A 22,366-nucleotide genomic window follows, 5' to 3' on the forward strand; every position below is an offset into this window, starting at 1 on the left:
ACTACTCGTCGTCCGGGTCGGCCGGGACCGGGTCGCCGCCGCGGATCATGAACAGGACGCCCTCCAGCTCCTCCGGCTTGATCAGCACGTCACGCGCCTTCGAGCCCTCCGACGGGCCGACGATCCCCCGGCTCTCCAGCAGGTCCATCAGGCGGCCCGCCTTGGCGAACCCGACCCGCAGCTTGCGCTGCAGCATCGACGTCGAGCCGAACTGGGACGTCACGATCAGCTCCGCCGCCTGGAGCAGGACGTCCAGGTCGTCCCCGATGTCCGGGTCGATCTCCTTCTTCTCGCCGGCCTTCTGAGCCGTGACGCCGTCCTGGTAGTCCGGCTGCGCCTGCTCCTTGGCGTAGTTGACGACCGCGGAAATCTCTTCGTCGCCGACGAACGCGCCCTGGATGCGGACCGGCTTGCCGGCGCCCATCGGCAGGTAGAGCGCGTCGCCCATGCCGATCAGCTTCTCCGCGCCCGGCTGGTCGAGGATGACCCGCGAGTCGGTCAGCGACGACGTCGCGAAGGCCAGCCGCGAGGGCACGTTGGTCTTGATCAGGCCGGTGACGACGTCGACCGACGGCCGCTGCGTCGCCAGGACCAGGTGGATACCGGCGGCGCGGGCCTTCTGGGTGATCCGGACGATCGCGTCCTCGACGTCTCGCGGGGCGGTCATCATGAGGTCGGCGAGCTCGTCGACGATGGCCATGATGTAGGGGTAGGGCCGGTACTCGCGCTCGGACCCCGGCGGCGCGGTGATCTCGCCGGAGCGCACCTTCTTGTTGTAGTCGTCGATGTGCCGGACCTTGTTGACCTGCATGTCCTGGTAGCGCTGCTCCATCTCCTCCACCAGCCAGGCCAGCGCGGCGGCGGCCTTCTTCGGCTGGGTGATGATGGGCGTGATCAGGTGCGGGATGCCCTCGTAGGGCGTGAGCTCGACCATCTTCGGGTCGATCAGGATCATCCGGCACTCGTCCGGCGTCGCCCGCGCGAGCAGCGAGACCAGCATCGAGTTGACGAAGCTCGACTTACCGGAACCGGTGGAACCGGCGACCAGCAGGTGGGGCATCTTCGTCAGGTTCGCGGTGACGAAGTGGCCCTCGATGTCCTTGCCGAGGCCGATCACCATCGGGTGGTTGTCCTTGACCGTGGACGGCGCGCGCAGGACGTCGCCCAGGCGGACCATCTCGCGGTCGGAGTTCGGCACCTCGATGCCGACGGCGGACTTGCCCGGGATCGGCGCCAGCAGCCGGACGTTGTCGGTCGCGACGGCGTAGGCGATGTTCTTGGTCAGCGCGGTGATCTTCTCGACCTTCACGCCCGGGCCGAGCTCGACCTCGTAGCGCGTCACGGTCGGGCCCCGGGTGAAGCCGGTGACCTGCGCGTCGACGTTGAACTGCTCCAGCACGCCGGTGATCGCCTCGATCATGGCGTCGTTGGCCTTGCTGCGGGACTTCGGCGCGTCGCCGAGCTTCAGCAGGTCGGGCGGCGGGAGCTGGTAGTCGCCTTCGACGGTCCGGGTGACGGCCAGCGGCGGTTCCGGGGCCTTCTTCGGCTTCTTCTCGGGTACCTCGGCGACCGGCTTGGGCTTGGGCGGCTTGATCGGCGTCGGCGGCTCGGCCAGCATCGCGTCGATGTCCAGCTGCTCGGGCTCGGCGTCGCTGGCCTGGCGGCGGCGCGAGGGCTTGCGCAGGCGCGCGGACTTCGGGTCGGCCTCGGTGACGGCTTCCTCGTCGGTGGCGAACCCGGCCTTCTGGTCGGCTTCGGCGATCTCTTCTTCGTCGAGACCCCAGTTGCGCAGCCGGTGCGGGATCTCGCGGACCGGGGTGCCGGTGAACACGAGCACGCCGAAGACCAGCGCGAGGATGAGGATCGGCACGGCGACCCAGGTGGTGACGCCCATGGTCAGCAGGCCGCCGGAGAAGGCGCCGATGATGCCGCCGGCGTACATCCGGCCGTCGTTCGTGGCCGGGAGCGCGGTGAAGATGTGCAGCATCCCGAGCACGGACAGGACTACCATGATCGTGCCGATCACCATCCGCGGCCGCGTCTCGGGGTGCGGCTCGGACCGCATGAGCGCGACGGCCACGACGACGAGGACCAGCGGGAGCGTCACGGCCCCGGCGCCGAGGACGGACCGGGTGGCGATCTCGACGCCGGCCCCGATCGGCCCGGCGGCCCGCCACCAGACGCCGACGGCCGCGACGATGGCCAGCGCGATCAGGCCCAGCGCGAGGCCGTCACGGCGGTGTTCGGCCTCCAGTTCGCGGGTGCGGCCGACCGTCCTGGCCAGCGTGCCGATGCCCTTGGCCAGCAGGTTCCAGGTGCCGCGGACGCCCTTGCCGAAGATCCCGGGTGTCTTGCGCCGCGCGCGGGGGGCGGGCTTGCGAGCGGACGACGTACGTGGCTTCGCGGGTGTACGCGGCTTACGCGCCGCTGCCCCCTTCGCGCCGCTCCCCGTGCTTCGTTTCCTCGTCGCCGACCCAGCCATGCCTTTCACGGTAACCGGCCGTCGCCGTTCGTCCCATGCGCCACTCTCGGCCCAGCGTGAACTTCTGCCTCACAGTCGCCCTTGAGCGGCCATCCGGGTGAACCGATCCGGCCAGTGCACAACCGGGTGAATCCGGCGTCTGCCATGCTCTGCCCCATGGTCGCGCTGCACTCCGACAACACCTCCCGCCGAGCCCCCGCCATCTGGCGGACCATGCTGAACATCGACCGGGGGCTGGTGAACCTCGTCGGGCGGCTCACCGTCAGCGGGCGGATCCCGGCGCAGCTGCGCGGCAAGCCGCTGCTGATGACCGCGAACCACATCGGCGTGTTCGACGCGTTCGTGCTGATGGCGGCGTGCAAGCGGATCGGCATCAACCCGCGGTTCATGCTGGCCGGCGGCATCCTGGACGCCCCGGTCATCGGCCCGGCGCTGCGGGTCAGCGGCCACCTGCGGGTCGACCGGAAGGTCGCCGCGACCGCCGTCGGGCAGTTCGCCGAGGCCGTCGAAGCGCTCAAGACCACGCGCGAGCCGATCATCGTCTACCCGGAGGGCCGGATCAGCCACGACCCGGGCCTGTGGCCGGAGCGCGGCAAGACCGGTGCGGCGCGGCTCGCGCTGGGCGCGGGCGTGCCGGTGATCCCGATCAGCCAGTGGGGCGCGCACGAGGCCGTGTACTGGGGCACCGAGACCGTCAACGGCCCGGCCGACCTGGTCCCGCTCGCCCGCTCCGGGCTCAGCGCCCCGCTGCGCCGGCCGAAGTTCCGGGTGCACTTCGGCGACCCGGTGGACCTGTCGGACGTCGAGCCGGACCGCCCGGGCGCCGGGGTGCGGGCGCACGCGAAGATCATGCAGGCGATCACCGACGGCCTGATCCCGCTGCGCGCGGGCGAACTCGACCGGCCCCGCTTCCACGACCCGACCCGGCCGACCGACACCGTCAGCCCGTGGAAGCCTCAGCAGCCGAAGTCCGGATCCTGAGACGGCGGCGCCGGTTCACCTAGAGTCGGCGGGTGTGAGCACACGGATACTCGTCGTCTACTACAGCTCGACCGGGAACACCGCCGCCCTCGCCGAGTCGCTCGCCGCGGGTGCCCGCGAAACCGGGGCCGACGTGCGGGTGCGGACCGTGCCGGAGACCGTGCCCGCCGAGGCCATCGCGCAGAACCGGCGCTGGCAGGCCTGGATCGACTCCGGTCCGCACCACGCTCTGGCCACGCTCGACGACCTCGTGTGGGCCGACGGGTTCGCCGTCGGCAGCCCGACCCGGTTCGGCGGCCCCGCGGCCCAGCTGAAGTCCTATTTGGACAGCACCGGTGGGTTGTGGGCGCAGGGGAAGCTGGCCGACAAGGTCGCGACGTCGTTCACGACCGCGTCCACCCGGCACGGCGGCCTCGAGTCGACGCTGCTGGCGATCAACAACGTCTTCTACCACTGGGGCGCCATCGTCGTCCCGCTCGGCTACACCGACCCGCACCTGATGGAGTCCGGCAACCCGTACGGCGGCTCGTTCGTCTCGCGCAAGTCGGCGGCGCCGGACGAGCTCGCCCTCGGCGCGCTGCGCGTCCAGGGCCGGCGGCTGGCCACGATCGCCACGCACGTCGCGACCGGGCTGAAGCAGGCCGAATAACCGCAAAAACCACTTTGGCAGTCACGCGGGGCGCCCTACAGTCGCGAGGGTGACCACCGAGCTGCCCGTCCTCGCACCTCCCCGGGTCGCCCACCGCGGCCGCGGGACCACGCTCGTCCTGCTCGCGGCGCTGTTCTTCAGCACGTCGGGCACGCTGGGCAAGTCCGCGATGTCCGCCGGGTTCACCCCGGAACAGGTGGCCGCGATGCGGATCGGGCTCGCCGGGCTCGTGCTGCTCGCCGGGGTGGCGCTGGTGGCGCCGCGAAAACTGCGGGTGCGCAGCAGCGAGCTCCCGGTGCTGGCCGGCTACGGCCTGCTCGGCGTCGCCGGCGTGCAGCTGCTGTACTTCGTCGCCGCGGGCCGGATCCCGGTCGGCATCGCGATCCTGCTGGAGTTCATCTCGCCGGTGCTCATCGCGCTGTGGGTGCGGTTCGTGCGGGGGCACCGGCTGCCGCGGTCGGTGTGGGGCGGCATCGCGCTGGCCATGGCCGGGCTGTCGCTGGTCGCGCAGGTCTGGCAGGGCGTCACGCTGAACGGCGTCGGCCTGCTCGCCGGCTTCGGCGCGGCGCTGTGCTCGGCCGGGTACTTCCTGCTCGGCGAGCGCGCGGTGGCCGACATCGACCCACTGGGCCTGGTCACCTGGGGCATGGTGATCGGCGCGGTGCTGATCAGCCTCGTCGCGCCGCCGTGGACGTGGCCGGTCGGGCTGCTGGCCGTGGACGTCGAGTTCGGCGCCTGGCACCCGCCCGTGTGGCTGCTGATGGTCCTGCTGGTCCTGGTCGCGACGGTGCTCGCCTACGTCTGCGGGATCTCGTCGCTGCGGCACCTGCCCGCGTCGGTCGCGAGCGTGCTCGGGCTGGTCGAGCCGGTGATCACCACCGTCGCGGCGTGGGCGCTGATCGGCGAGGAGCTGACCTGGCCGCAGCTGCTCGGCTCGGCGATCCTGCTGGCCGGCGCGTACCTGGTGCAGCGGAAGTCGGAGATCCTGACGAGCTGATCTCTTCACGAGATGGTGCGTGAGTGCGAGAATTCCCCACCGTGACGACTCAGGGGTTGCGGCCCGAACTGCGGCAGCGGCACGTCCGGATGATCGCCCTCGGCGGCATCATCGGCGCGAGCCTGTTCATCGGCAGCGGCGCGGTGATCCACACCGTCGGCCCGGCGGCGGTGCTCTCCTACGCGCTGGGCGGGCTGCTCGTCGTGCTCGTCATGCGGATGCTCGGCGAGATGGCGACGGCCGCACCGGCACTCGGCTCGTTCATGGAGTACGCGCGCGACTCGCTGGGCGGCTGGGCGGGCTTCACGATCGGCTGGCTGTACTGGTACTTCTGGGTCGGCGTGGTGGCGTTCGAAGCGGTGGCCGGCGCGAAGATCCTGCAGGGCTGGATTCCCGGTGTGCCGCAGTGGGTGTTCTCGCTGGCACTGATGCTCCTGCTGACGGCGACGAACCTGGCGTCGGCGCGGTCGTTCGGCGAGACGGAGTTCTGGCTGGCGTCGATCAAGGTCGCGACGATCGTGGTGTTCCTGGTGCTGGGCCTGCTGTTCGTACTCGGGCTCTGGCCGGGCGCGCACTTCTCGGTGGGCAACATCGGGCTCGACGGCTTCGTCCCGAACGGCGGGTTTTCCGTCGTGCACGGCGTGGTGATCGTGATCTTCTCGTACTTCGGCGCGGAGATCGTGACGATCGCGGCGGCGGAGTCGAGCGAGCCGGAGACGGCGGTCCGCAAGGCGACGTCGACGATCGTCTGGCGCGTGATCGTGTTCTACGTGGGCTCGGTGGCCCTGCTGGTGATGATCACGCCGTGGCGCGAGGTCCCGAGCGAGACGAGCCCGTTCGCGGCGGCGTTCGGCCGCTTCGGCGTCCCGGCGGCGTCCACTTTGGTCAGCGCGGTCGTCCTGACGGCGGCGTTGTCGGTGCTGAATTCGGGGCTGTACACGGCATCCCGCATGTTGTTCGCCCTGCACCGCCACAGCTGGGCGCCATCGTGGGTGGCGGACACGAACCGGCGCGGCGTGCCGTGGAAGGCGATCCTGGTGTCCACTTCGGTCGGGTACGTGGCCGTGGTGATGAGCTACGTGTCCCCGGAAAAGATCTTCTACTTCATCATCAATTCGGCGGGCGCGGTGGCATTGTTCGTGTACGCGATCATCTGCGGCTCCCAGCTGCGCATGCGGCGACGGTTGGAGGCTTCGGCGCCGGAGACGTTGAAGCTGCGGATGTGGGGGTATCCGTGGCTGAGCTGGCTGACGTTGGTTTTGACGCTGGTCGTGGTGGCATCGATGCTGTTCGTGGACGAGGACACGCGGGCGCAGTTGTACCTGAGCCTGATCAGCTTGGCGGTGATCCTGGCCGTCTACGCCCTCATCCGCCGGCGATCCGTCCGTGCGCCAACCGAAGTTGAGTAGAGTCGAGTTTCCTGCTAGTTGCCTTTGCAGCAGCACGCTGGCCAGCCTGCCGCCGATCATGAATTGGCTTTACGCACAAGTCCTGTGTAGCCGGCGAGGGCAAGCGTCGCCAAAGCCCACACCCCCGCCTGCACAAGCCATACTGCGGCAGTAAACGCGCCGCCCCATGGTCCGTCTACATTGAGATCGCAGCGGCCACGAACCCCAACGAGGCGGTACGTTCCACAGAGTGACGAGCCGAGAACTCAGTCACTCGTGGCAAGTCGGTGTCAGATGTCGTCGTGCTACATAGTGATGGTCGCCAACCTCGAACTCGGACAGCGCGTCAAACGTTCTCGAGACGCCGCCCTCATCCGCCGGCGATCCGGCTCAGTGCCCCGAAAAACACGTCCGTGATCTTTGCCGGGTCCGGGGCCACGAACGCCTGACCGCCCGTTGCCGCGGTCAGCTGGTCCAGTTCCGGTTTGTCCGCGTCCGGGCCGATGCCCACGCCGATCAGCGGGATCGGGCGGCGGGGGTCCTGGAGCTTGGCCAGCTCCGCCAGCAAATCCTCGCGCGAGATGCCGTGCGGGTCCTCGTTCTTGCCGTCCGTCAGGACGATCACCAGGTTGAGGCGGCCCGGCTCCCACTCGCGGCGTGCCGTCCGGTACGTGTCCAGGACGCTGTCGTACAACCCCGTTCCACCGTTCGGGGTCGCCTTCACCTGGGCGAGCTTGTCCAGTGCGCCGCTTGCCAGGTGCTGGGCCACCGGGGCCATCGGGAGCAGCTCGCGGTAGTCCTTGTCGCCGTCCAGGCGCGTCGAAAACGCCAGCATGCGCAGCTGGGTCGTCGGCTTGAACAGGTGCAGGGCCTTCGCCGTCGCCTGCATCGACAGCTGCATCCGGTTCAGCCCGGTCCCCGGCACCTGCGCGTTCATCGACCCCGAGACGTCGACGAGCACCTGCACCCGCGCGCTCAGGTTGATCCCGGCCCACTGGTTGAGCAGTTCGTCGACGGACGCGGCGGGCGGCAGGATCGCGGCCCGGAACCCGGACGTCGACACGCGCGGGTCGTCGGCGTGCTCGCGCAGTGCCTGCCCGCCCGCCGCACGCAGGCCCGTCTTCGCGATGGCGTCCGCGCCCGCGTCGCCGAGGACCGCTTCCCGGAACGCGTCGAGGATCGGCCGCTGCTGCGGCGTGACCCCGCCCAGCTCGGCGAACGGATAGTCCAATGTGGGCACGGCGCTCGAGTAGACGGCGACGAGCGGCGACGACGCGTCCTCGATGTTGTGGCGCAGCAAGGAGTTCTCCGACGTGGGGAACATCGTCACCGCGGCCGTGCCACCGGTGCCGCCTGATCCCGGCAGCCGCGCGATCAGGTCCGTCTCCGCGCCGAGCGTGTTGGCGGAGAACCGCCGCAGCAGCGCGACGTACGCGGCCGCCGGCTCGGGTGCCGTTTTCACGCTCTCCTTCAACCCGAGCAACGACACGGCGGCGACCGAGTCGCGCGCCGGGTCGGACATCCCCGGGACCGCGCCCTGCGCGCCCAGGACCTCCGCCCAGGTGGGCACGTGCTCGGGCCAGCCGATGCCCTTGGCGACGGCCTCGGCGACGCCCAGCACGACCGGCGAGCTGGCCACCGACGCCCCGGACTCGGGGACGTCGGAGGCGCCGAACTGGTGGGCGCGGCGCAGCGCGAGGGTCGAGTCCGGCACCCACACCTGCGGCCGCGGGCTGCCGTCGGACATGGCGAGCTGCTCGGCCGCGGCGGCCGCCTCCCTGGTCTGGACCTCGACGCCGCCGCACGGGAGGTCGAGACCGCGCGCGACGATCGAGAGCGCGGGCGCGATGTCGGCGGACGCGGTGACGAGGACCTTCGCCGGCTGCTCGCACGTGGGCCGGGACCGCACCGCCGAAACGGTGACCCAGGCCGCGGCCCCGAGGACGACCACGAGCGAGGTCGCGAGGACGGGTACGAGCAGCCGGCGTCGTCCGTCCGGCGAGTGACGTCCCATCGGCGCGGCCTCTCTTCGGGGAGGCGGGGTGGGGATCAAGGCTATCGCCCGGCAAACCACCGGTTCGTGGTCCAGACGGCCTAACAGCGGCCCTCATACCCGGGAAGGATGCGGTCTCGGCCCGAAGTGGGATGTCCGAGCCCGGCCCGCGCGCGACACTGGGGGCCTGACCGCTTGGGGGTACGCATGAAACCGACACGAGCCGACCAGCGCCGCGCCCGCCGGGCCCTGCTCCGCCAGACCGCCACCGTCGCTTTCGCCCTCGTGGTGGCCAAGGTGACACGCTGAACGCCGTGAAGGGCACCCTGAAATCCATCAGGGTGCCCTTCACGGCAAAGACCGGAGCTAGACCGGGATGACCGTCGGGACGATCATCGGGCGGCGGCGGTAGGTGTCGGCCACCCAGCGGCCGACCACCCGGCGGACCGCCTGGGCGATCCGGTGGGTGTCGGTGATGCCCTCGGACTCCGTGCGCGCCAGCTCCATCTCCACCAGCGGCACGACGGCGTCGAGCGCCTTCGGGTCGTCGGAGAAGCCGCGGCCGGACACCGTCGGGCTGCTGACCGGGCGGCCCGTGCTGGAGTCCACCGCGACGCTGATCGAGATGAACCCGCCCTCGCCGAGGACCAGCCGGTCGGACAGGGTCGACTCGCCGACGTCGCCGACCGACAGGCCGTCGACGTAGACGTGCCCGACCTCGACGCGGCCGGTGCGCGACGCCTTGCCGTCGACCAGGTCGACGACCACGCCGTCTTCGGCGATCACCACGTTGTCCGGCGCGACGCCGGTGCGGATCGCCAGCTCGCCGTTCGCACGCAGGTGCTTCCACTCGCCGTGGACCGGCATGACGTTGCTCGGCCGCACCGCGTTGTACAGGTAGAGCAGCTCCCCCGCCGACGCGTGGCCGGACACGTGCACCTTGGCGTTGCCCTGGTGGACGACGTTCGCGCCGAGCCGGGTCAGGCCGTTGACCACGCCGAACACCGCGGTCTCGTTGCCCGGGATCATCGAGCTGGCCAGCACGACGGTGTCGCCCGCGCGGATCGAGATCTGCCGGTGCTCGCCGCGCGCCATCCGCGACAGCGCCGAGAGCGGCTCGCCCTGCGACCCCGTCGAGACGAACAGGACCTTGCTCTCCGGCAGGCCGCTCGCCTGGTCGAGGTCGACCAGCAGGCCGTCCGGCACGTTGAGCAGGCCCAGCTCGGCCGCGATCCCCATGTTGCGGACCATCGACCGGCCGACGAACGCGATCCGGCGGCCGTGCCGCTGGGCGGCGTCGAGCACCTGCTGGACGCGGTGGACGTGGCTGGCGAAGCAGGCCACGATCACGCGCTGGTCCACGCGGCGGATGACGTCGTCGAGGACCGGGCCGATGTCGCGCTCGGGCATGACGAACCCGGGCACCTCGGCGTTGGTCGAGTCGACGCAGAACAGGTCGACGCCCTCGTCGCCGAGCCGGGAGAAGCCGGCCAGGTCGGTGAGGCGCCCGTCCAGCGGGAGCTGGTCGAGCTTGATGTCACCGGTGTGCAGCACCACGCCCGCCGGGGTGCGGATGGCCACGGCCAGCGCGTCCGGGATGGAGTGGTTGACCGCGAAGAACTCGAGGTTGAACACGCCGACGTCGCGGCGCTCGCCCTCGCGGACCTGGATCAGCTTCGGCCGCTGCCGGTGCTCCTTGGCCTTCGCCGCGAGCAGGGCGTTGGTGAACTTCGAGCCGTAGATCGGCAGGTCCGGCCGCAGGCGCAGGAGGAACGGGACGGCACCGATGTGGTCCTCGTGCCCGTGGGTGAGCACCAGGCCTTCGATGTCGTCGAGGCGGTCCTCGATCGCGCGGAAGTCGGGCAGGATCAAGTCGACGCCGGGCTGGTCGTCCTCGGGGAAGAGCACCCCGCAGTCGACGATGAGCAGCCGGCCGGCGTACTCGAAGACGGTCATGTTGCGCCCGACCTCGCCGATGCCGCCCAGCGCGACCACGCGCAGGGCCCCGGCGGGCAGTTCGGGCGGGGCGTTGGTGGGGCCTGGACCTGGGGGAAGTGAGCTCACCGAGGCAGGGTCCCAACGCTGGTGTGCGAGGTCGGCGCCACGTAGGCGGCCCTCGAATCTGCTTGTGCCACCCGCTCACCATGCCAGTCCCGGGCCGCCGTGTCGCCCAGCGGCACGCCGCCCTGCCCGAGATCACCGGCGATCAGGGCCGTCTGCTCGGCCGTCGGCGCGACGATCGGGAGCCGCGGCTCGCCGGCGTCGAAGCCGCGCAGCCGCAGCGCCGCCTTGCTGAACGCGACCCCGCCGACCCGCGACATCGCGCGCAGCACCGGAAGCATGCCGCGGTGGTTGGTGCGCGCGGTGGACGTGTCGCCGTTCTCGTAGGCGTCGATCATCGCGCGGATCCGGCCCGCGACGACGTGACCGATCACACTCACCACGCCGGTGCCGCCGACGGAGATCCAGGGCAGGTTCAGCCCGTCGTCGCCGGAGTAGTACGCGAGGTGGGTGTTGGCGATGACCTCGGACCCGGCGATCAGGTCGCCCTTGGCGTCCTTGACCGCGACGATCCGCGGGTGCTCGGCCAGCCGCAGCAGCGTGTCGACCTCGATCGGCACGACCGAGCGCGGCGGGATGTCGTAGAGCATCACCGGCAGGCCGGTGGCGTCGGCGACCGTGGTGAAGTGCGCGTGCAGGCCGGCCTGGCTGGGCCGCGAGTAGTACGGGGTGACGACCAGCAGGCCGTGCGCGCCGGCCGCTTCGGCCTGCTTCGCCTGCTCGATGCTGTGCGCGGTGTTGTTGGTGCCCGCGCCGGCCACCACGGTCGCCCGGTCGCCGACGGCCTCGACCACGGCGCGGATCAGCTCCTGCTTCTCCGCGTCGCTCGTGGTCGGGCTCTCGCCGGTGGTGCCGTTGATGACGAGGCCGTCGTTCCCCAGCTCCACGAGGTGCTCGGCCAGCTCCTGCGCCCGCTTCAGGTCCAGCGCGCCTTCGGCGTCGAAGGGGGTGACCATCGCGGTGAGCACGCGCCCGAAGGGCCGTCCGGGCGCTGCGGTAGGTGGGTTGGACATGCTGAGACGGTACCCCGTCCCACCGACGAAAACCGCGCCGACCTGGTCACGTCCGGCGAAGTGCGGAGGATTTCCGGGTCCCGGCCGCTCGTCGCGGAACTTCTACTTGACCTTGGTCACGATCGGCGCGGAGATCGGTCCGCCGTCGGCCTTGGCGAGCACGCAGTAGAACTCGCGCGTCGGGTATTCGCCGCTCTCGACCGGGACGCTCTGCCACTGCGCCTGGGTCGGCACGAGCGCCCGGAACTTCAGGCCGTCGCGCTTGGGCTCGGGCACGATCGACGAGCGGAACGAGGCCGCGCAGCGGGCTTCGGCGGCCGCGGTGACCGCGCCCAGGCCCGGGTAGTCCGCGATGGTCGCGTCGCTGTCGGACCAGCTCGTGGTGCCGATGGCGTCCCCGGCGTCGTAGATCTCGAGGGTGTGGCTCTCCTTGCAGTCGCCGTCGTTGGCGTCGCTGATGACGCCGCCGTCCTGGACCGCGGCGTTGTAGCAGGGGTAGCTCGAACTGGCGTCGACCCGCATCTGCCCGCCGAGGCCGAACGTCACGGTCGGCAGCTTCTGCTCGTCGACAACCGGGGCTTCGAAGGCCTTGCCCGCGAAGAACCCGCCGACCAGGGCACCGACGACGAGCACCGCGGCGAGTGAGATCCACAGCGCGCGGAGGTTCTTCTTCGGCGGCTGCTGCGCGGCGACCCGGGTCATGGGGTGGACCATCGCGGTGCCGTTCGGCGGCGTCGGGCGGACGCCTTGGGCCGTGGTCAGCAGGTTCTGCGCCTGGGCGGCGGTGAGGCGCGCGTCGGGGTTGGCGACGAGCAGGCCGAGGATGGCCGCGGCGATCGGGCCCTGGCCGCGGGTCAGGTACGGGATCTCGGTCATGATCGCGTGCAGCGTCGCGGCGGTGGTCGCGCGCTCGAACGGGATCGAGCCTTCGACGGCGAAGAACAGCGTCGCGCCGAGGGACCACAGGTCGGACGCGGGCAGCGCTTCGCGGCCCTCGACGCGCTCCGGCGCCATGAACGCGGGCGAGCCGACGATCATGCCGCTGGTGGTCAGCCGCGGGTCGTCGACGGCGTGGGCGATACCGAAGTCGGTGAGCTTCACGCGGCCGTCCGGCGCGACGAGGATGTTCGCCGGCTTGACGTCCCGGTGCACGATCCCGGCGGCGTGGGCGGCCTGCAGCGCGGCCAGGACCCGCTCCCCCATCAGCGCGGCCTGCGCGGCGGGCATCGGGCCCCGCTGCCGGACGAGGTCGGCCAGCGACGGCGCCTCGACGAGCTCCATCACGATGAACGTGGTGCCGCCGTCGGTGACGACGTCGTAGACGGTGACGACGGCGGGGTCGTTGAGCCGCCCGCCGGTGCGCACCTCGCGCAGCGCGCGCTCGGAGAAGACGGCGGCGGACTCGGCGTCGGGCAGCCGCAGCTCCTTGACGGCGACCTGCCGGCCGATGACCTGGTCCTGCGCCCGCCAGACGACGCCCATACCGCCCCGGCCGAGCTCGCCGAGGAGCGCATAACGGCCCGCGACCACCCGCTGACCAGGCGTGGCGGGCGCCTGGGGTGGATACGGCCGGGTCTGTTCGTCGGTCACGGTGCTCCTTCAAGCGGCGGTCGCGCAGATGCTAGTCGGACCGCTCCGGAGCGTTCGGGGTTCCGCGGAATTGTTGTCAGCCGACGACCACACCGCCGCCGTGTCCAGGCCGCCACCCGGCGACCCGACCGCGCCACTCGACGTCGCGGCGCCGCGGAAGGCGCCCGGGGTCCGCCGAAATCGCCCTCAGCCGGGCGACCGCACGGCCGGGCACCCCACCGCCGTGGCCGGCCGCCGCCCCGCCGAGCCGACCGCGCCACTCGACGTTTCACCGCAGCGCAGCGCCCGGCGCCCGCGGAATTGTTGTCAGCCGCGGGTGTGGGTCTCACCCCGGTAGGGGATCCACCGGTAGCCCGGGGCGAAGTCGCTGAACTCGGCGCGCTGGCCGGTCGCGGCCCAGATGTCCTCGCTGACCACCAGCCCGGGGAAGACCGTCAGGTCCTCCCTCTCGGCCATCAGCTCGTCGTACGTGCGGAACTCGTCGGTCTCGATGCCGGCGAGGGCGTAGCGGTAGACCGGCGGGGCCGTGCGCAGCAGCCAGTAGAGCCGGCGCCCGGCCGCGGTCATGGCCGCCGCCTCTTCGGGTGTGTGTGCGCCGTTGGTGCTGAGGCCTTCGGGCGCGACGCCGCACCACCAGCCGCCGCCGGAGTCGCCGAAGACTCTGGCGGGCCAGCCGTCGAAGTGGCGCGCGAGGTCCCGGGCGTGGGTCTCCCGCCCACCGCATTCGGCGTTGAGGGCGAAGATCCAGGCCATGGTGGAGAGTCTCCCTGCTCGTGGGCTCACCCGGTGAAGGTGAGGTAGATCAGCACCAGGTTGAGCGCGATGATCACCACCGCGATCAGTGCCGCCGCGATGGTCGTCAGCCTGCGGTTGGCGTCCGCCCCCATCAGATCACGGTCCGCTGTCAGCCGGATCAGGGGCACCAGCGCGAACGGGATCCCGAACGACAGCACCACCTGCGAGACGACCAGCGCCGCGCTCGGGTCGGCGCCCAGCGCGAGCACCACGATCGCCGGCGTGAGCGTCACGAGACGGCGCAGGACCAGCGGGATCCGCTTGTGCAGCAACCCTTGCATGATCATCGCGCCCGCGTACGCGCCCACCGACGTCGATGCCAGACCCGACGCCAGCAGGCCGATCGCGAACATCAGCGCGATGCCCGGGCCGAGGGCCACCGCGACCGCGGCGTGCGCGCCTTCGATGCTGTCGACGCCCGATTGGCCCTGCAGGTTCGTCGCGGCGAGCAGCAGCATGCCGAGGTTGACCGCGCCGGCCAGCAGCATCGCGAGGCCGACGTCGGCCCGGGTGGCGCGCAGCAGGCGGCGGCGAGTCGTGACGTCCGGGAGGCCGTGCCGGTCGCGGACCAGGCCGGAGTGCAGGTAGACGGCGTGCGGCATGACGGTCGCGCCCAGCATCGCCGCGGCGATGAGGATGCTGCCGGAGCCGTCGAACTTCGGCACCAGCCCGCCGAGCGTGCCCGCGGCCGACGGCGGCTCGACGAACAGGCTGGCCAGGAAGCCGACCGCGATGACCAGCAGCAGGCCGGTGACGACCCGCTCGAACGTGCGCTGGCCGCCGCGGTCCTGGACCGCCAGCAGCGTCAGCGAGACCGCGCCGGTGATCAGGCCGCCGGCGACGAGCGGCAGGTCGAAGAGCAGGTAGAGCGCGATCGCGCCGCCGACGACCTCCGCGAGGTCGGTGGCGATGGCGACGACCTCGGCCTGCAGCCAGTAGGCGAGCCGCGCGGGCTTGGACAGCCGGGCGCGCAGGGCCTCCGGCAGCGACATCCCGCTGACCAGGCCGAGCTTCGCCGACAGGTACTGCACGAGCACGGCCATCAGGTTCGCCGCGACGATCACCCAGACCAGCAGGTAGCCGTAGCGGGCACCGGCACTGATGTTGGACGCGACGTTCCCCGGGTCGACGTAGGCGATCGCGGCGACGAACGCCGGGCCCAGCAGGGCCGATCCGGTGCGCAGGCGCGACGCGAGTCTCGGCCGGGCCGCCTCGGTGACCGCCATGGCGCCTGCCTCTCAACCGGGTGTCGGGGATCCCAAATCGAAGTTTAGGCGTGCCGAACTTTCGATTTCAAGGGTGACGGCTCCCACCCTCGCCTCCCGGGTACCCGATTCGTCAGGGGTGCGCGACCTCGTGGCCGGATTCGCGCAGTGCCTTCACCGCGTGCCCGAGGTCGTCGGCGCGGACCAGGATGTGGTCGGTGTCGAACGTGGACATCGAGAACAGCGCAACCCCGGCCGCGGCCAGCTCGGAGGCCAGCGCGGCGATGATGCCGGTGAGCGTGAACTCCAGCGGCCCGCGGACCGAGAGCAGCCGCCAGCCGTCTTCGGACGCCGTGCCGCCGGACGGTTCGCGCCCGGCCGGGCAGATGATCGACAGCTCTTCGGGCGTCCGGGTCACCGAGACGAACGCGGGCTCGCCGGCGGCGAGGAGCTCGGCGGGCACCGGGGCGTCCGCGGGCAGCCGGACGACGGCGTACTCGCCGGGACGGACATCGATCGCGAGACGCTTCATCAGCCTTCGAACACCTTCGGGCTCGTAGCGATCTCGGTGCCGTCCGGCAACGTCGAGATGGTGAAGTCGGCGAACACGTTCGCCGCGGCCTTCTGCAGGTGCCGCAGGCATTCCACGGCCAGCTCGCGGATTTCGACGTCGGCATGCTCGGTGGCGCGCATCGCGACGAAGTGGCGCCAGGCCCGGTAGTTCCCGGTGACGACGATGCGCGTCTCGGTCGCGTTCGGCAGCACGGCCCGCGCGGCCTGGCGGGCCTGCTTGCGGCGCAGCGTCGCGCTCGGGACGTCGGCGAACTTCTCCTCGAGGCCGGCCAGGAGCTCTTTGTAGGCATCTACGCTCGCCTGGGCCGCCGCGAGGAACTTCTCGTGCAGCACGGGATCGTTCGCGATGACGTCCGGCTCGACGATCTCGGCGTCGCGCTCGGGCACGTACCGCTGGGAGAGCTGCGAGTACGAGAAGTGGCGGTGCCGGATCAGCTCGTGGGTCAGGGAGCGGGAGATGCCGGTGATGTAGAAGGTCACCGATCCGTGCTCCAGCACCGAAAGGTGGCCGACGTCGATGATGTGCTCGAGGTAGCCGGCGTTGGTCGCGGTGGCCGGGTTCGGCTTCTGCCACGACTGGTAGCAGGCGCGGCCGGCGAACTCCGCGAGCGCCTCGCCGCCGTCCGCGTCGGTCGTCCACGGGACGTCCGCGGGCGGGAAGAACTCCGTCTTGGCGATCAGCTGCACCCTCGGTGACACGGTTTCGGCCACTCCGCACTCCTTCCGCAAGCTCCCCCCGGCAGCCTAACCGCGTGCGGGCGCCCACTCCCGGGGGACACGTGACAGCACCGGCTTCCTTGACTGACACCACCGATGACGTCATAGTGGTGTCATGGACCTGACGCCGTACATCGCCAACCTTCGCGAGGACCTCGCGAACACGGCTGCCGCCGGGGACGAGCAGACCCGGCGGGCGGCCGCGCTGCTGTCCTCCGCACTCGAACCCTCCGTCCGCCTGACGCTCATGAACGCCCTCGCCGACCTCGCCGCCGAGGTCACGGCCGCTTTGCCCGGCCAGGTGGTCGACGTGCGGCTGGACGGCCGGGACGTCCGCGTGGTCGTCACCGGAGCCGCTGAAGAGGCGCCGCCACGCACGACACCACGTGACACCACACCGCCACCACCGATCGACGGCGGTGACATCTCGCGCATCACGCTGCGCCTGGTCGAGCAGATCAAGGGGCAGGCCGAGCGCGCGGCGCAGGCCCAGGGTGTCTCGCTGAACACGTTCGTTTCCCAGGCGGTGCAGGGGGCGCTGGGGCACGGCTCGTTCGGCGGGGGCTCGAAGCACCACGGCAAGGGCGAGCGGCCCGGGTCGCACCTGCACGGCTGGGTCGAGGGTTGAGGGGATCGAAGATGAGTGACGAAGAGACGACACCGGCCGAAGAGACGGCCACGCCGGCCGAGGAGCCTCGTGCGCAGGAGACCGCCGCGCAGGCCGAGTCCGAGGAGCCTGCCGCCGAGCCGGGCGACGAGCTGGTCCGGATCGACGAGTTCGAGACCGACGTCCCGCTGGAGCTCGACATCGGCGTGACGATCGGGCGCGTCGAGGTGGTGCTGGAAGGCGGCTCCGGCGCCCGCGTCGAGCTGCGGCACGACCAGGGTGAGCAGCAGCCGTGGGTTGCGGGGGTCAACAACCTGCTGTCCTGGGTCGGCGAGCGCTTCGGCGACCAGCTGGGCGTCGACCCGTCGGGGGCCAACCCGGCCGAGGCGGTGCGGCAGAGCCGGATCGAGAAGCTCGGCAACCGGCTCGTGGTGCAGGCGCCGAAGGCGTGGCAGCTGCGCAACGTCGCGCTGTCGGTGATCGTGCGCGCCCCGGCGGGGTCGCACGTCGACGTGCGGGCCGGCGCGGCGGACGTCACGGTGACCGGCTCGGCCGGGCGCGTCGACCTGCTGACCGGCTCCGGCGAGGTCAAGCTCGACCGGGCCGACGGCTCGGCGACGGTCCGCACCGGCAGCGGCGGCATCAAGCTCGGCCCGACGCTCGGCGGGCTGCAGCTGCGCAGCGGCAGCGGCCACGTCGAGGCGTCGTCGATCGCGGGCTCCGCGACGCTGGCGACCGGCACCGGCGACGTCTGGCTGGGCGCGGTGTCGGGCGAGGTGATGGCCCGCACGGGCAGCGGCGACCTGTCGGTGGCCGACGCGGCGTCGGGCACGCTCGACCTGATCACCGGCTCCGGCGAGGTCCGCATCGGTATCCGCGGCGGCACGGCGGCGGAGGTCGACCTGACTTCCAGCGGCGGCAAGGTGTCCAGTGAGCTGGACATCGCCGACAGCGCGCCGTCGGGTGGGGTGAAGCTGAAGGTGCGAGCCCGCACGGGCTCCGGCAACGCCGTGGTGACGCGCGCGGCCGGCTGAGGGAAAAGGGGGTGACGGGCCGTTCCCGGCGGGGGTTTCCGGGGACGGCCCGTTTCTTCGCGTCCGTGCCGATCCGGCGGGGTTTCGGGAACGGCCCGTTTCTTCGCGTCCGTGCCGATCCGGCGGGGTTTCCGGGAACAGCCCGTTTCTTTGCGTCCGTGCCGATCCGGCGGCGGTTTCCGGCTCAGCGCACCAGCTTCTTCAACGCCGGTGCCAGGTCGCCGCGGGACCCCACCGCCACGCCCGACAAGCCCAGCCACTCTGCCATGTGCTTCAACTCCGCCGCCAGCTCCGGGAGCACCCGCGTCACGTCCGCGCCCTCCTCCGCGAACGCTCCCTGGACCCGCAGCACTCCGGCCGCGCGATCGGACTTCAGGTCGACCCTCGCCGCCAGCTCGCCGTCCAGGAGGAACGGGAACACGTAGTACCCGTACACCCGCTTCGGCTCCGGGACGTAGATCTCGATGCGGTAGTGGAACCCGAACAGCCGTTCCGTGCGGGCTCGTTCCCAGATCAGCGGGTCGAACGGGCACAGCAGCGCCCGGCCCGTGACCGCTCGGGGCGTGCGGGCCTCGACGTGGCGGTAGGCCGTTGCCTTCCAGCCGCGGACGGATAGGGGCTCCAGGGTTCCCGACTCCACCAGTTCCGCCACCGCCTGGCGGGCCGGGGCCGGGCCGAGGCGGTAGTAGTCGCGCAGGTCCGTCTCCGTCGCCACGCCCAGCGCCCGCGCCGATCGCTCGATCAGGCCCCGCGCGCCTTCCTCCGCCGACACCGACCGGGCGAGGACCTCCGGGGGGACCACCCGCTCGGTGAGGTCGTAGAGCCGTTCGAACGACCGGCGCGTGCCCGTGGTCAGCTGGCCGATCCCGAACAGGTACTCGCAGACGCGCTTGACCTCCGACCGCTCCCACCACGAGCCCGGGCCGCGCCGCTGCGCGTCCGCCGCGACCTCGCGCTCGATGCCGCCCGCGCCGATCGGGCCGAGCTCCTTCACCACCGACAGGATCTCCTCGACCAGCCCCGGCGACTTCTCGATCAGCGGCCCGTAGTGCTTCCACCAGCCGTCGCGCTTCGCGCCGGAACGGATCAGCGGCCAGTCCTCGACCGGCAGCAGGCTCGCCTCGTGCGCCCACGTCTCGACCAGCAGCCGGGGCCGGCGGGCCGAGTGCGCCCACGCCGCGCCGTCCAGCAGCGCGGGCTCGTACGCGCCCAGCCGCGAGAACACCGGCATGTAGTGCGCCCGGACCGCGACGTTCACCGAGTCCAGCTGCAGCAGCTGGACTCGCGACAGCACGCGTTTCAGGTGCCGCCGGGAAACCGGACCGGACGGACGGGGGTCGGCGAAGCCCTGTGCGGCCAGGAAGGTCTTCCGGGCCGTCGTGACGCTGATCGTTTGCATGGTGCCGTCATGGTGCCACCCACCACCGACAAAAACGCGCACCGCTAAGTTCACAGCCATGAGCGACGCCGCCGTCCGCCCCGCCGACCTGTCCGACGCCGCGGAGATCGCCCGCATCCAGCGCGAAACCTGGCACGCCGCCTACGAGGACCTCCTCGGCAAGAGCGCACTGGCCGAGCTGGACGCCGCCGACCTCGTCGGCACCTGGACCGAGACCATCGACTACCCGGGCAGCGAGGTCTACGTCGCCACCGAGGGCGAGTTCACCGTCGGGTTCTGCGTCGCGGGCCGGGCGCCCGAAGGCGAGGTCGCCGCAGCCGACGGCAGCCTGCCCGAGGACGCCGGCCGCACCGGCCTGGTCGCCACCCTGCTCGTCGAGCCGCGGTGGGGACGACGCGGGCACGCCGGGCGCCTACTCGCGACGGCCGCCGCGGGCCTGCGGGCCGACGGCGCCGCCCGCGGCATCGCCTGGGTCGCCCAGGGCGACCACGCCTCCCTCGGCTTCTACCGCCGGGCCGGCTGGAACCCCGACGGCACGGTCCGCACCCTCGACACCGGCGACCGCATGGTCCGCGAAGTCCGCCTCACCGGCACCCTCGACCTCGCGCTCACCTGAGCCGGCGTCGCGGAAGATCACCCACCGCATCACGGCGTACATGAACACGCCCTCGCCGGCGCCCGCGAGCACCCGTGACAGGTGGTATTCGACGCCCAGCGCCGTCAGGCCCGCGCCCACACCCAGCAAAAACGCCGCGTAATTGACAGCAATCGCAACAATGTAAAGCAGCAGCTGGATTCCGACCGCGGCGTGGGAATGGAAGTTGAACGTCCGGTTCAGCGCGAAGCTCAACCCGAACGCGCAAACGTAGGAAACCGTGATCGCGAGCCACACGGGCCAGCCGGCCAGCCCGTGGAAAACGGTCAGCAGCCCCAGGTCGACGCCGAACGTGAAGCCGTTGATGAGGCAGAAGCCGAGAAACGTCGGCGCCACGATCCGCGACAACCCCAGCGGCAGTACCCGCACGATCGCCCGGCAGAGGGCACCGAATCGGTCAGCGGGCGTTCGGGAAAGGTCGGCGGCCACCCCGTCAGCCTGGCAAGCAAAGGTGACCGCAGGCCGTCCGGCAGGTGATCTTCTGGTGCGACCCCCCTACCGCATAGGGGGGTTAACCCCCGTGACTCCAGGTTTCGAACTGATAACTTGGAGGAACACGATCGAGCGCGGGAGGTGACACGATGAGCTGGATTCTCTTGACGCTAGGGGTTGCGTTCGGTTCCGCCATCGTGCCGCTGATCAACGCCGAAGTGTTCCTGATCGGGCTCTGCGCGAGCCAGCCCGGGCTGCACTGGCTGTGGCTCGGCGCGGCGGTGGCCGTCGGGCAGATCGCCGGCAAGTCGCTCTACTTCCTCGCCGCGCGCGGCACGATCAAGCTGCCGAAGCCGCTGCACGACCGCCTCCACCGCGAGCGGCCGATGACGGCGCGGCGCGTGCGCTGGGAGCTGCGGACCAAGCGGCTGCGCGGCTGGATCGACCGGCTGCGCGAGCGCTGCCACCGGCACCCGCACTGGATGGCGGGGACGTACGGAGTGAGTTCGCTGGTGGGCCTGCCGCCGTTCATGGCGACGAGCGTGCTGGCCGGCGTGGTCCGCATGCGGCTCGTGACGTTCCTGACCACGGGCTTCGCCGGCCGGTGGGTCCGCTTCAGCTTGATCGCCGCTTCACCCGCGGTGTTCGCGGGCTGGCTGCACCACTGACGTCACCCTCGGGGTGCTTGCCGCCGGTAAACGAGCTGCCCCGCCACCGCCCCGCCGGCCGCGAGCACGAACGCCCACCCGCCGAGCGGCTCGACCAGCACCGCGACCAGGAAGCAGAAGGCCGCGAACCCACCGAGCCCGCGCAGCAGGCCCCGCATCGTCGCGGCCGCGGCCGGCGGGCCGCCCTGGGCCAGCGCGAACACCGCCACCACACTCAGCGCGGTCGGGAACGGCGCCAGCACCCCGGTGAGACCAGGCCCCAGCCACCCGGCGGCGGTGGTCACCACCAGGACGAGTCCCGCGGTCACCACGGCCCGGGCGGGCAGGTCCCACCACGGCAGGGCCACGGGCCCGGCCTCACCCGGCACCGGCGCGCCCTCGTCCGGCACCGCCTTGCCCTCGCCCGGCACCGGCCCGGCATCACCTGGCACCGGCCTGCCCTCGTCCGGCACCGGCCCGCCGCGCACTGGCCCAACCCCGCCACGCGCTGGCTCGACCTCACCCGGCACCGGCCCACCACGCGCCGGCTCAACCCCGCCGCGCACTGGCCCGGCATCACCCGGCACCGCCCTGCCCTCGCCCGACACCGGCCCGCCACCCGCCGGCTCAACCCCGCCGCGCACTGGCCCGGCCTCACCCGGCACCGCCCTGCCCTCGCCCGGCACCGGCCCACCACGCGCCGGCTCAACCCCGCCGCGCACTGGCCCGACCTCGCCCGGGACCGGCAGCAACCGCATGCCTGCCCAGGCCGCCGCCAGGGCGAGCCCCAGCGCCACCCAGACCGGGACCGGCGCGAACGAGAGCGCGAGGTCCAGCGACAGGCACACCAGCCAGCCCTGCAGCACCGTGCCCGCCCAGCCTCGCGCCCGCGACACCCGTGCGAAGACCACCGCGAACGCCGCCAGCGACACCAGCCCCAGCAGCGATGCCGAGGCGGCCCGCGCGGCGAACGCCGGGCCTTGCTCGAGGTAGGTGATCAGCAGGATCGGGCCCGCCACCAACGGCAACGCGACCAGCAGGCCCGTCAGGCCCGGGCCCCAGCGCCGTCCGGCCAGCGATGACCCGACCACCAGGAGCGGCGCCAGGACGAGCTTCAGCAGCAGCGTCACCGGGTCCAGTCTGCCGGA

19 protein-coding genes and 1 pseudogene are annotated in these 22,366 nt (G+C 71.7%); 8 read left to right on the plus strand and 12 right to left on the minus strand.

Annotated features, from left to right (window positions below; translation table 11 throughout):
• Window position 1: 1 nt before the first annotated feature.
• A complete protein-coding gene (locus tag QSK39_RS25830) occupies window positions 2-2,482 on the minus strand; it encodes a DNA translocase FtsK (RefSeq protein WP_285480408.1) in 2,481 nt (826 codons plus the stop codon).
• Window positions 2,483-2,638: 156 nt separating this feature from the next.
• Here QSK39_RS25830 and QSK39_RS25835 point away from each other — a divergent pair, with 156 nt between their 5' ends.
• The 4 genes from QSK39_RS25835 (at window position 2,639) to QSK39_RS25850 (ending at window position 6,518) form a co-directional block, all read left to right on the plus strand.
• A complete protein-coding gene (locus tag QSK39_RS25835) occupies window positions 2,639-3,463 on the plus strand; it encodes a lysophospholipid acyltransferase family protein (protein WP_285480409.1) in 825 nt (274 codons plus the stop codon).
• Window positions 3,464-3,497: 34 nt separating this feature from the next.
• Window positions 3,498-4,112, plus strand: coding sequence for an NAD(P)H:quinone oxidoreductase (gene wrbA / locus QSK39_RS25840; RefSeq protein ID WP_285480410.1), 615 nt, complete (start codon window positions 3,498-3,500; stop codon window positions 4,110-4,112).
• Window positions 4,113-4,161: 49 nt separating this feature from the next.
• Window positions 4,162-5,109 (plus strand): EamA family transporter, encoded by a 948-nt coding sequence (locus QSK39_RS25845; RefSeq protein WP_285480411.1) that lies wholly within the window; start codon window positions 4,162-4,164, stop codon window positions 5,107-5,109.
• Between the two features lie 89 nt (window positions 5,110-5,198).
• Window positions 5,199-6,518 (plus strand): amino acid permease, encoded by a 1,320-nt coding sequence (locus tag QSK39_RS25850; protein WP_285480910.1) that lies wholly within the window; start codon window positions 5,199-5,201, stop codon window positions 6,516-6,518.
• 349 nt (window positions 6,519-6,867) lie between these two features.
• On the opposite strand, the gene QSK39_RS25855 is transcribed toward QSK39_RS25850, so the two are convergent.
• The 8 genes from QSK39_RS25855 to thyX all read right to left on the minus strand — a co-directional run bounded on the left by QSK39_RS25855 (window position 6,868) and on the right by thyX (window position 16,438).
• Window positions 6,868-8,511 carry a VWA domain-containing protein gene (locus tag QSK39_RS25855; protein ID WP_285480412.1) on the minus strand — a complete coding sequence of 548 codons (1,644 nt, stop codon included), beginning with the start codon at window positions 8,509-8,511 and terminating at the stop codon, window positions 6,868-6,870.
• Between the two features lie 345 nt (window positions 8,512-8,856).
• Window positions 8,857-10,554: a ribonuclease J gene (locus QSK39_RS25860; protein ID WP_285480413.1), complete on the minus strand. Its 1,698-nt coding sequence runs from the start codon at window positions 10,552-10,554 to the stop codon at window positions 8,857-8,859.
• A complete protein-coding gene (gene dapA / locus QSK39_RS25865; protein WP_285480414.1) occupies window positions 10,551-11,564 on the minus strand; it encodes a 4-hydroxy-tetrahydrodipicolinate synthase in 1,014 nt (337 codons plus the stop codon). Before dapA ends, QSK39_RS25860 begins: the two co-directional genes overlap by 4 nt.
• 102 nt (window positions 11,565-11,666) lie before the next feature.
• Window positions 11,667-13,154 (minus strand): serine/threonine-protein kinase, encoded by a 1,488-nt coding sequence (locus QSK39_RS25870; RefSeq protein WP_285480415.1) that lies wholly within the window; start codon window positions 13,152-13,154, stop codon window positions 11,667-11,669.
• Window positions 13,155-13,460: 306 nt separating this feature from the next.
• Window positions 13,461-13,907: a hypothetical protein gene (locus QSK39_RS25875; RefSeq protein WP_285480416.1), complete on the minus strand. Its 447-nt coding sequence runs from the start codon at window positions 13,905-13,907 to the stop codon at window positions 13,461-13,463.
• 26 nt (window positions 13,908-13,933) lie between these two features.
• Window positions 13,934-15,175: an Nramp family divalent metal transporter gene (locus tag QSK39_RS25880; RefSeq protein ID WP_285480417.1), complete on the minus strand. Its 1,242-nt coding sequence runs from the start codon at window positions 15,173-15,175 to the stop codon at window positions 13,934-13,936.
• 112 nt (window positions 15,176-15,287) lie between these two features.
• Window positions 15,288-15,686 (minus strand): ACT domain-containing protein, encoded by a 399-nt coding sequence (locus tag QSK39_RS25885; RefSeq protein ID WP_284743972.1) that lies wholly within the window; start codon window positions 15,684-15,686, stop codon window positions 15,288-15,290.
• Window positions 15,686-16,438, minus strand: coding sequence for an FAD-dependent thymidylate synthase (thyX, locus tag QSK39_RS25890; RefSeq protein WP_285480418.1), 753 nt, complete (start codon window positions 16,436-16,438; stop codon window positions 15,686-15,688). Before thyX ends, QSK39_RS25885 begins: the two co-directional genes overlap by 1 nt.
• A gap of 121 nt (window positions 16,439-16,559) precedes the next feature.
• Between thyX and QSK39_RS25895 the strand changes: the two genes are divergently transcribed.
• Both QSK39_RS25895 and QSK39_RS25900 read left to right on the plus strand, forming a co-directional pair.
• Complete coding sequence (locus tag QSK39_RS25895) at window positions 16,560-17,072, plus strand: toxin-antitoxin system HicB family antitoxin (RefSeq protein WP_285480419.1); 513 nt, start codon at window positions 16,560-16,562, stop codon at window positions 17,070-17,072.
• Between the two features lie 11 nt (window positions 17,073-17,083).
• The gene (locus tag QSK39_RS25900) at window positions 17,084-18,085 is read left to right on the plus strand and encodes a DUF4097 family beta strand repeat-containing protein (RefSeq protein WP_285480420.1); all 1,002 of its coding nucleotides are present in this window, start codon (window positions 17,084-17,086) and stop codon (window positions 18,083-18,085) included.
• Window positions 18,086-18,269: 184 nt separating this feature from the next.
• Here QSK39_RS25900 and QSK39_RS25905 read toward each other — a convergent pair whose 3' ends face one another.
• Window positions 18,270-19,484, minus strand: a complete 1,215-nt coding sequence (locus QSK39_RS25905) for a winged helix-turn-helix domain-containing protein (RefSeq protein ID WP_285480421.1) — start codon at window positions 19,482-19,484, stop codon at window positions 18,270-18,272.
• A 58-nt stretch (window positions 19,485-19,542) separates the two neighbouring features.
• Between QSK39_RS25905 and QSK39_RS25910 the strand changes: the two genes are divergently transcribed.
• Window positions 19,543-20,100, plus strand: coding sequence for a GNAT family N-acetyltransferase (locus QSK39_RS25910; RefSeq protein ID WP_285480422.1), 558 nt, complete (start codon window positions 19,543-19,545; stop codon window positions 20,098-20,100).
• Window positions 20,101-20,172: 72 nt separating this feature from the next.
• Here QSK39_RS25910 and QSK39_RS25915 read toward each other — a convergent pair.
• Window positions 20,173-20,568 (minus strand): annotated as a pseudogene (locus QSK39_RS25915) (GtrA family protein); the annotation flags it as partial.
• 152 nt (window positions 20,569-20,720) lie between these two features.
• On the opposite strand from QSK39_RS25915, the gene QSK39_RS25920 reads away from it, so the two are divergent.
• Window positions 20,721-21,239, plus strand: a complete 519-nt coding sequence (locus QSK39_RS25920) for a YqaA family protein (RefSeq protein ID WP_285480423.1) — start codon at window positions 20,721-20,723, stop codon at window positions 21,237-21,239.
• Window positions 21,240-21,241: 2 nt separating this feature from the next.
• On the opposite strand, the gene QSK39_RS25925 is transcribed toward QSK39_RS25920, so the two are convergent.
• A complete protein-coding gene (locus QSK39_RS25925; RefSeq protein WP_285480424.1) occupies window positions 21,242-22,348 on the minus strand; it encodes a hypothetical protein in 1,107 nt (368 codons plus the stop codon).
• Window positions 22,349-22,366 lie beyond the last annotated feature (18 nt).

The sequence above is a fragment of the Amycolatopsis sp. NBRC 101858 genome, from assembly GCF_030269325.1.
GTDB lineage: Bacteria > Actinomycetota > Actinomycetes > Mycobacteriales > Pseudonocardiaceae > Amycolatopsis > Amycolatopsis ponsaeliensis.

Bases quoted from the DNA above. Each gene is read 5' to 3' on its own strand.
- QSK39_RS25830 (WP_285480408.1), bottom strand. From the start codon at position 2,482: ATGGCTGGGTCGGCGACGAGGAAACGAAGCACGGGGAGCGGCGCGAAG.
- QSK39_RS25905 (WP_285480421.1), bottom strand. From the start codon at position 19,484: ATGCAAACGATCAGCGTCACGACGGCCCGGAAGACCTTCCTGGCCGCA.
- QSK39_RS25900 (WP_285480420.1), top strand. From the start codon at position 17,084: ATGAGTGACGAAGAGACGACACCGGCCGAAGAGACGGCCACGCCGGCC.
- QSK39_RS25920 (WP_285480423.1), top strand. From the start codon at position 20,721: ATGAGCTGGATTCTCTTGACGCTAGGGGTTGCGTTCGGTTCCGCCATC.
- QSK39_RS25910 (WP_285480422.1), top strand. From the start codon at position 19,543: ATGAGCGACGCCGCCGTCCGCCCCGCCGACCTGTCCGACGCCGCGGAG.
- QSK39_RS25835 (WP_285480409.1), top strand. From the start codon at position 2,639: ATGGTCGCGCTGCACTCCGACAACACCTCCCGCCGAGCCCCCGCCATC.
- QSK39_RS25850 (WP_285480910.1), top strand. From the start codon at position 5,199: ATGATCGCCCTCGGCGGCATCATCGGCGCGAGCCTGTTCATCGGCAGC.
- QSK39_RS25875 (WP_285480416.1), bottom strand. From the start codon at position 13,907: ATGGCCTGGATCTTCGCCCTCAACGCCGAATGCGGTGGGCGGGAGACC.
- QSK39_RS25880 (WP_285480417.1), bottom strand. From the start codon at position 15,175: ATGGCGGTCACCGAGGCGGCCCGGCCGAGACTCGCGTCGCGCCTGCGC.
- dapA (WP_285480414.1), bottom strand. From the start codon at position 11,564: ATGTCCAACCCACCTACCGCAGCGCCCGGACGGCCCTTCGGGCGCGTG.
- QSK39_RS25885 (WP_284743972.1), bottom strand. From the start codon at position 15,686: ATGAAGCGTCTCGCGATCGATGTCCGTCCCGGCGAGTACGCCGTCGTC.
- QSK39_RS25895 (WP_285480419.1), top strand. From the start codon at position 16,560: ATGGACCTGACGCCGTACATCGCCAACCTTCGCGAGGACCTCGCGAAC.
- QSK39_RS25855 (WP_285480412.1), bottom strand. From the start codon at position 8,511: ATGGGACGTCACTCGCCGGACGGACGACGCCGGCTGCTCGTACCCGTC.